At 64.6% G+C, this 7,479-nt stretch carries 9 protein-coding genes and 2 pseudogenes; 7 read left to right on the forward strand and 4 right to left on the reverse strand.

Translation table 11 applies throughout. The features are described 5' to 3' along the window. Nucleotide 1: 1 nt before the first annotated feature. From WEG36_06485 to moaC, 3 genes are read left to right on the forward strand one after another with little or no spacing between them, the layout of a single operon-like run. Nucleotides 2-1,231, forward strand: coding sequence for a peptidoglycan DD-metalloendopeptidase family protein (locus WEG36_06485; protein MEX1257246.1), 1,230 nt, complete (start codon nt 2-4; stop codon nt 1,229-1,231). Next, complete coding sequence (locus WEG36_06490) at nt 1,228-2,415, forward strand: hypothetical protein (protein MEX1257247.1); 1,188 nt, start codon at nt 1,228-1,230, stop codon at nt 2,413-2,415. Before WEG36_06485 ends, WEG36_06490 begins: the two co-directional genes overlap by 4 nt. Beyond that, entirely contained in the window at nt 2,412-2,948 is a 537-nt protein-coding gene (gene moaC / locus WEG36_06495; GenBank protein ID MEX1257248.1) for a cyclic pyranopterin monophosphate synthase MoaC, read from the forward strand. Before WEG36_06490 ends, moaC begins: the two co-directional genes overlap by 4 nt. Nucleotides 2,949-3,199: 251 nt before the next feature. Here moaC and WEG36_06500 read toward each other — a convergent pair whose 3' ends face one another. After that, nucleotides 3,200-3,829, reverse strand: a complete 630-nt coding sequence (locus WEG36_06500) for a hypothetical protein (GenBank protein MEX1257249.1) — start codon at nt 3,827-3,829, stop codon at nt 3,200-3,202. 216 nt (nt 3,830-4,045) lie between these two features. On the opposite strand from WEG36_06500, the gene WEG36_06505 reads away from it, so the two are divergent. Together WEG36_06505 and WEG36_06510 are read left to right on the forward strand one after the other, a co-directional pair. Next, on the forward strand, nt 4,046-4,420 hold the full coding sequence (locus WEG36_06505; protein ID MEX1257250.1) for a PadR family transcriptional regulator: 375 nt from the start codon (nt 4,046-4,048) through the stop codon (nt 4,418-4,420). 77 nt (nt 4,421-4,497) lie between these two features. Next, nucleotides 4,498-4,692 (forward strand): reverse transcriptase domain-containing protein, encoded by a 195-nt coding sequence (locus tag WEG36_06510; GenBank protein MEX1257251.1) that lies wholly within the window; start codon nt 4,498-4,500, stop codon nt 4,690-4,692. A 426-nt stretch (nt 4,693-5,118) separates the two neighbouring features. On the opposite strand, the pseudogene WEG36_06515 reads toward WEG36_06510, so the two are convergent. The 3 genes and pseudogenes from WEG36_06515 to WEG36_06525 form a co-directional block, all read right to left on the reverse strand. Further along, a pseudogene (locus tag WEG36_06515) lies at nt 5,119-6,138 on the reverse strand (IS630 family transposase). Nucleotides 6,139-6,212: 74 nt separating this feature from the next. After that, nucleotides 6,213-6,587, reverse strand: a complete 375-nt coding sequence (locus WEG36_06520; protein ID MEX1257252.1) for a type II toxin-antitoxin system VapC family toxin — start codon at nt 6,585-6,587, stop codon at nt 6,213-6,215. Next, the gene (locus WEG36_06525) at nt 6,584-6,787 is read right to left on the reverse strand and encodes an AbrB/MazE/SpoVT family DNA-binding domain-containing protein (protein MEX1257253.1); all 204 of its coding nucleotides are present in this window, start codon (nt 6,785-6,787) and stop codon (nt 6,584-6,586) included. Before WEG36_06525 ends, WEG36_06520 begins: the two co-directional genes overlap by 4 nt. 242 nt (nt 6,788-7,029) lie before the next feature. Here WEG36_06525 and WEG36_06530 point away from each other — a divergent pair, with 242 nt between their 5' ends. Beyond that, nucleotides 7,030-7,254 (forward strand): antitoxin MazE family protein, encoded by a 225-nt coding sequence (locus WEG36_06530; GenBank protein MEX1257254.1) that lies wholly within the window; start codon nt 7,030-7,032, stop codon nt 7,252-7,254. Next, nucleotides 7,251-7,424 (forward strand): annotated as a pseudogene (locus WEG36_06535) (type II toxin-antitoxin system PemK/MazF family toxin). Before WEG36_06530 ends, WEG36_06535 begins: the two are co-directional and overlap by 4 nt. Nucleotides 7,425-7,479: the final 55 nt, after the last annotated feature.

Here is a 7,479-nt window from a genome sequence, read left to right on the forward strand (position 1 = left end):
GGTGACGCTTCGGAGAACCCGATCGCTTGCGGTCCTCTTCGGGATCGTCGTCGCCCTTCCCCTCGCCGGCCAGCAGCCGGAAGAGCTCCGCCGGGAGATCCAGGAGAGCCAGCGGCGCCTCGAGCAGATTCGCGAGGAGCGGGCTCAGCTCCAGAGGGAGATGGACGCGCTCCGGTCCCGCGTCCAGAACGTCGCCGGCGCACTCCAGAACATCGAGCGCCAGCTCAGCGCCTCGCGTTCGGTCCTGGCGGAAATCGACTTTCAGACCGAAGCGGCGACAGCTCAGACCTATCGGACCACCGGCGATCTCTTGCTGACGCGCGAGCAGCTCCGGGAGCGCGAGGCGATCCTCCAGCGGCGGCTTCGTGACATCTACAAGCGAGGTCCCCTCCACACCGCCCGCGTCCTTCTCGGTGCCGATTCCTTCTCGGAGCTCCTGAACCGGTACCGCTACCTCCAGGTCATCGCGGCGTACGACCGCACCCTCGTCTCGACCACGCAGGCGCTGGAGGAAGAGCTGTCGGCGCAGAACCTGGATCTCCAGGAGAATCTCCGGGAGCTGGGCCGACTTCGGGAATCGAGGCTCGGCGAGGTGGCCGAGCTTCGTCAGATCGAGAACGAGCACCAGCAAACGCTCCAACAATTTCGCTCCGAAGAACGGCAAGCCATGAGCCGGATGGACCAGCTCGAGGCCGACGAGGTGCGCATGTCGAGCCTCGTCACCGAGCTCGAGCGGCGGCGTCTCGAGGAGGAGAGGCGAAGGGCCGTGGCCGGGCTTCCGGCGGGCGCCGTGGCGACGCTCACCACGGCGGACATCGGAACGCTTCCCTGGCCCGTGGAAGGAGCTGTCGCCTACCCCTTCGGTGTGGAGCGCCGCCCGAATGGCACCTCGCTCCGCTGGAACGGAATCGGAATCCGCGCCCCGGTCGGCACACCGGTGCGGGCGGTGCGGGGTGGCATCGTCGCACTGGCCGGCCCCTTCGAAGGGTACGGCCCCTCCGTCATCCTGAGTCACGGCGGTGGTTATTATTCGCTGTACCTCTATCTGGAGGAGATCGGCGTCGTCGAGGGCCGCGCGGTGGAGATGGGGCAGGTCGTCGGCACGGTGGGCGGCCAGAGCACCCCCGAGGGCGCCCGGCTGGAGTTCCAGATCCGCGCGCCCACGGCGGGCGGAGTGCCCGAGGCGATGGACCCGCTCGCCTGGCTTCGCCCGCGCGCGGGCGGCGAATGAAGCCGCTACATCCCCTGGAAGGGCACGAGGATCAGCGGAACGCCGTCGCTCGGGCTTTTTTTTCGGGCCGGCTCCCGCCCGCGCTCCTTCTCCACGGCCCCACGGGAGTCGGCAAGCAGCGCTTCGCTCTCTGGATCGGCCAGCTGATCCTCTGTGCGAATCCGACGGACGACGGCCCGTGCGGGGCTTGCAAGGACTGCCGGATGGCGCTGGGACTCCAGCACCCCGACCTGCACTGGTACTTCCCCTTCAAGAAGCCGGCGTCGAAAGGATCGAAGGAGAGGGACGAGGAGGCGCTCGAAGAGACGCGGATCGAGATTCTGGAGGCGAGACGCGAGGAGCCGCTTCACCCCACCTACTCGAATGAGCTCCGCGGGATCTACTTCGGGACGATCCGTGCCCTCCGCAGGGAAGCGTCGCGGCGTCCCGCCTTGGCGTCGCGGCGCCTCTTCATCGTCGGGGACGCGGAGGAGCTCGTCGCACAGGAGTCCGCGCAGGAAGCCGCCAACTCCCTCCTCAAGACACTGGAAGAGCCCCCGCCGGACAGCTGGATCGTCCTCACCTCGTCCGAGCCGGGCCGCCTCCTTCCGACGATACGGTCTCGCTCGACCGCGATCCACCTTCCTCCCCTCCCCCGCGACCGGGTCCGCACGTTCCTCGAGCGGGAGAGCGGAGCCTCGAAGGACGAGGTGGAAAAGGCGGCTTTGCTCTCCGGGGGCGCCATCGGCCAGGCGCTCGGGTACCTCCCTCACGAAGGCGAGGACGGCCCGCTCGAGAAGATCCGCAAGGACGCCTTTCGCCTCCTCCGGACCGCGGTCGCCCCGAGCCCGGCCGACCGGTACGCGCGTGCGTTGGCGGAGACGCCCTGGGGGGCGCGGGGGCTTCGCGACCTCCTCACGGCTCTGGAGGGTTGGATCCGCGACCTGGCGGCCGTCTCGGCCCTCCACGAGGTCACTCTCCTGAACGAGGACAACCGCGCCTGGCTCGAGCTGACCGTGCAGGAAACCGGAATTCACCCGGCGCGTGCGGCCCGCTCGATCGCCCGGGTCGAACGCACCCGGCGAGAGGCCGATGGAAATGTGAATCCCCAGCTCCTAGTGAGCCGGCTCCTCAGGGGGCTCCACGACGATCTCGTCCCCGCTCCGAGATCCCTTTCCCGCGCCATTTCGGCGGAGGCCCGATGACACCAGACCACGCACCCTCCGATTCCGCGACCCCGGAGGATGAGCTGACGCACCTCGGGCCGGATGGACGGCCCCGGATGGTGGACGTGTCGGAAAAGGCGCATACGACGCGCACCGCGATCGCGGAGGGGTCCATCCGAATGTCCCCCGCGACGCTGGAGAAGCTCGTGCGTGCCGGGCCGAAGGGCGAACCTCTCCGCGTGGCCGAGCTGGCGGGGATCCAGGCCGCGAAGCGCACCGCGGAATTGATTCCTCTCTGCCACCTCCTCGCCGGGGTCTCGGCCTCGGTCGAGATGACTCCTGACCCGGCCCTCCCGGGAGTCCGGGCGCGCGCCACGGCCCGTGTCCAGGGAAACACCGGCGTGGAGATGGAGGCGCTGACCGCGGTCACCGTCGCCCTTCTCACTCTCTACGACATGGGGAAAGCGGTGGACCGGGGGATGACGCTCGGCGAGATCCGGCTCGTGGAAAAGGCGGGGGGACGGAGCGGGCTCTGGCGGGCCAACGATGCGGAGGGCGGCTCGAAGGTGTAGCAGGACCTTCTGGAATGCCCGTCCCACCTTCGGATGAGTGGCCTGCAGGAGGATTGAATTTCCAATCCCTCTTGGCCTTCCGATCCATTCAGGCACTGATGCTTGTTCCCAAGCAGCTTGCCTGAATCATCGCATCCTCGCTCGCGAGATATCGTTTTTCGCATGGTGACCGAAGCCTCGATCCCCTGGAACCACACTCCCGTCGCCAAATTCGCCGAGAGTTCGCCGGTGAATCGCCTCACGGCAGGTGCCTACGCGGGGGCTTGAAAGCTCAACTCCGACCCCATCAGTACAACGTTCGCCAGCGGCGTCGTGATGGTTCCGGGGGTGTCGCCTGCGAAGCCGATCAGCTCACCCGCATCTCCCAACTCGAAGCGGAAGTATGTGTTGGGCGGACCATCCGGACTTTCGCCCGGCCGTCCAGCCCACTGGCCCAGTACCATCGAGTACGCCCCTCCACTCGGGAGGGCGTCCCGTCCCGTGTCGGGATCCGGCCTGGTGAGAATCGCCGATCCCCATTGTCCCTGCCGCCAGGTTCCGGTCGCCGCCCCGTCGGAGATGCTGCCCACGAACTCAGCGTTCTGAGAATTCACCGCGAAGCGGAGGGTTACTCCCTCGGACGTGATGTTCTGCATCGGGATCGTCGGCGCTCCCATTGCGACCGGACCCATGAATCCGAGGAATTCCCCGGACGAGGTGCGCTCGAACCGCCAACGGACGTCCTGACTGAGGGTCGGACCAACCACGATCGTTCCGGACCACTCGCCTGTGAGAGCGACGACGGCCTCCTCAGTGAGAGCCTGCTGCTGTGCGACGACTGTGTGTGCCGGGATCACAGCGAGAAGAAACGCAAGAACGGTAGGGACGATCGTGGTCTGCATGGACGCTCTTTCCTCTCCGAAGGCTTCGTGGCGTGGGAACCTTCACTCCTCCCATACGAGTGCCGCAAGATTTCCTTCACGGACCCTCTTCCATCTCATGCGTCCAGCTACAGCCCTACTGCTTCACAGCTCGGAGAATGGTTCGGGCGCAGATTGCTGCGATGCGTAGACTCGCCGTTGGTTGGTAGAGCAGGTGCCCTCAGGCGCTGAGGGGAGTTGACAGGACCGTATCCGCATTCCCATCATTGGCTGATGGGACTCACCGACTCACCCTCCGACCTTATTCCAGGCACGCTCGAGCTCCTGATCCTGAAGGCGCTCGTCAGTGGAGCCAAGCATGGCTATGGCATCGTCGAGCACGTGCGCCTGGCGTCGGACGACGTGTTGCGCATCGGCGAGAGCGCGCTGTATCCCGCCCTGCAGAGGCTGCTCCTCAATGACTGGGTCAAGGCTCAATGGGGCATGTCGGAGAACAATCGTCGCGCGCGCTACTACACGCTGACCACTCGCGGCCGCCGGAAACTCGCCGCCGAACGTGCGGAGTTCAACCGTTTGGTCGGCGCGATTCAGTTGGTTTTGGGGACGACATAGCCCGCTTCACGACGAGGTTCCCCGATGAAAACGATCTTCCGCCGGCTGCGATACCTCCTTGCCCGCTCGCCGGTGTCTTGGAGAGCGGAAGGTGGTATGAGAAGGTAGAAGGGACGCCCCAGGGGGCGGGCATCAGCCCGCTCCTGGCCAATGTCTTTTTGCACTTTGTCGTGGACCTGTGGGTCCAACGGAAACGGGAGCGAACCGCACGAGGCAGTGTTGTCATCGTGCGGTACGCCGACGACTTCGTGATGGGCTTCCAGTACGAATAGGACGCACGGCGGATGTTGGTAGACATTCGGGGGCGGGTGGCGCATTTCGGCCTCCAACTTCACGATGGGAAGACTCGGATGATCGAGTTTGGGCGACTTCCGGCCCTCGAACGGAAACGAAGAGGTGCCCGGCGACCCGATACGTTTGCATGCCTCGGGTTCACCCACTACTGCGGGTGGTCGCGGGATGGGCGTTTCGTGGTCAAACGCAAGACGCAGGGTAAACGACTGACGCGAAAGCTGAAGTCGCTGAGAGAAGAGGCGAGGCGCCGTATGCACGCCCCGGTCGCTGAACAGCATCGCTGGCTCTGCCAAGTGCTGACAGGCCACTACACGTACTATGGATTGCCAAGCAACTTCCGCTCGCTGAACGCCTTTCACGACGGATCTGTGAGGGCGAAAGCCGAATGGCTGAGCTACTCGACCTCACTCGGGATGTTCGAAGAACCTTCGCACCTGAGCGGGTCGTCGCTGAAGGCTGCGTAGATGGGCGGTAGCCGTGCGCTGGAGCTCTTCGCGTTGGCGAGCGGGGACACGGCGGGCTACCTGGGCCTTCAGGTCTCCGTTCAGGTACTCGTCCGGATTCAACTCCGGCGCATAGGGCGGCAGATAGAACAGGGCGATAGCGTCGGCATGCTTTCCCACCCAGTCTCGAACTTTGGCCGCCTTGCGCATGTTCAGATTGTCGAGAATCAGAAACACCTTTCGATCGGCGTCCCGGATCAAGCGACGCAGGAATCGGATCAGGGTTGGTGCATCGAGTTCCTTCTGCAGAACCATGAATCGGAGCGTCCCCTGATTCGTGACCGTGGACAGGTAGGCCACCGAGTTGCGTCGAGACAGGACCGGGAGAACGGGCGCCTTGCCCCGTGGTGCGAACCCTCGACCTCGAGCGTCGCTCGTGCTCAAGCTGGTTTCGTCCCCCCAATGAATCTCCGCGCCTTCCCGTCGGGCCTGGGCCCGGATCCTCGGATAGGTGTCCTTCAGCCACCGCTCGATCTCTTCGGGTCGCTGCTCATAGGCTCGCTTGAGCGGCTTCTGCGCCGTGAAACCCCACCGGTGCAGGTAGTGGCCCAGCGTTCGCACCGGCACCGTGAGGCCGTAACGCATCCGGATCAGCTCCCCAATCGCCGCTCGCGTCCAAAGCGCGAAGGGCAGACGGAGCTGGTCCCGGGTCTTGTCCGTGATCGCTCGCTGGATCGCCCGCTCCTGTACGGCCGTCAGCCTTCGCTACGTCCCCGTTCGGCGACCTCGCTTGCGAGGGGCGAGCGCCTCGATCCCCCCTTCCTCGAAGCGTGCGCACCACTTCGAGACCGTCATGTAGTGGACACCCAACAGCCGGCCAATCTCCGTGAAGCTCTGGCCCTCCTGTCTCAACCGAATCGCCGTTCGACGCTTCTCGGCCTGGGCATCAGGCGACAGGGTGCGGGCATCGATCAAGGTCATGCTTCAAGATACTACAACCCCGATAAACTATCACCTATTTAGTGGCCGAGGTAATAGCTCGTTCCGCCCCCGAATCACTTCCGTGCCCGGTAACGGACGCCTTCGAGGCCTTCGAAGTCGGAGTCCTGCGTCCATAGCTCAGCATCGTGCGCTCGCGCGGTCGCAAGGATGATACTGTCCGCGAGCGCCAGCTTGGTTTCGACACTGAGTTCCGCGGCTTCGAGAGCAAGGCGGTCGTCGAGATCAACGACGGTGCCACTCCGCAAAGCCGCGACCACGTTTAGAGCCTCTTCCTGGCCAACATGCCGTAGCATGTGACGGTAGACCTCGAAGAGGCTGAGCGAGGGCACGACAAGTGGTTCGGTGCTCTCGATCGGCTTGCGGAAGAAGGCGGCGTTGCTGCCCCCGGACAGGTATTCGATCCACCCGCTGGAGTCGACGACGTTCACAGACGGTCGGGCTCGCGCTCCAAGGGTGGGAGCTTCGGGTAACGGCCGCGGAACCTTTCGATCGGTTCAACCGGCACAAGTTCGATGCGCGAGCCAATGGCAAACGCCTCGACCTTCTGCCCTGGCCGGATCTTGAGCTTGTCGCGCACGTCCTTGGGAATGACGACCTGGTACTTCGGCGATACAGTAACAACGGTCACAAGTCACCTCCGGCATCGATGATCTATACGTATGACAATAACCCGATGGATCAGGACTCTCAAGGACCCGCGGAGGACGACCAGAAACGAGCTAACGTCCCGGCGCGTAAGCTGCGCGTCGATCTGCTGAAGAATTGAACCACATCCCTCCCCGCGCCAGCTTCATGCGCCTGTTAGATGGCCTCGACTCCCGTTGCGGCTCGCAGTAAGTTACATGTAACCACCCAACCGGAGCACGCATGATGTCTGGATCCGAGAAGCGTAAGGCAACGCGAGAGAAGGTGCGTGCGCATCGTGAAAGGTTGCGGCAACAAGGGCTGCGGCCCATTCAGATCTGGGTGCCCGACGTGCGATCGGCGACGTTTCGGGTGGAAGCTCACCGGCAATCCGCCTCGGTGGCGCAGGGTCGATTCGAGCAGGAGGACCAGGCGTTCATCGACGCAGTCTCCGCAGAGGATGATACATGACTCGCGGGGAAATCTGGACCGTCTCTGCCGGCACCGACTACGCCGGCAAACCTCGTCCCGCGGTCATCGTCCAGGACGACAGCTTCGACGCGACAGCTTCGGTCACCCTCTGCGCCTTCACGAGCGATCCCACCGAGGCGCCCCTCATTCGGATTCCGATTGAGCCTTCCGTGTCACTTCTCACGAGGATGACCCCAGGGTTCTCACGAGCATGACCCCACCCCC

This window comes from Gemmatimonadota bacterium (genome assembly GCA_040882465.1).
Taxonomy (GTDB): Bacteria; Gemmatimonadota; Gemmatimonadetes; order Longimicrobiales; family Gaopeijiaceae; genus JBBEBG01.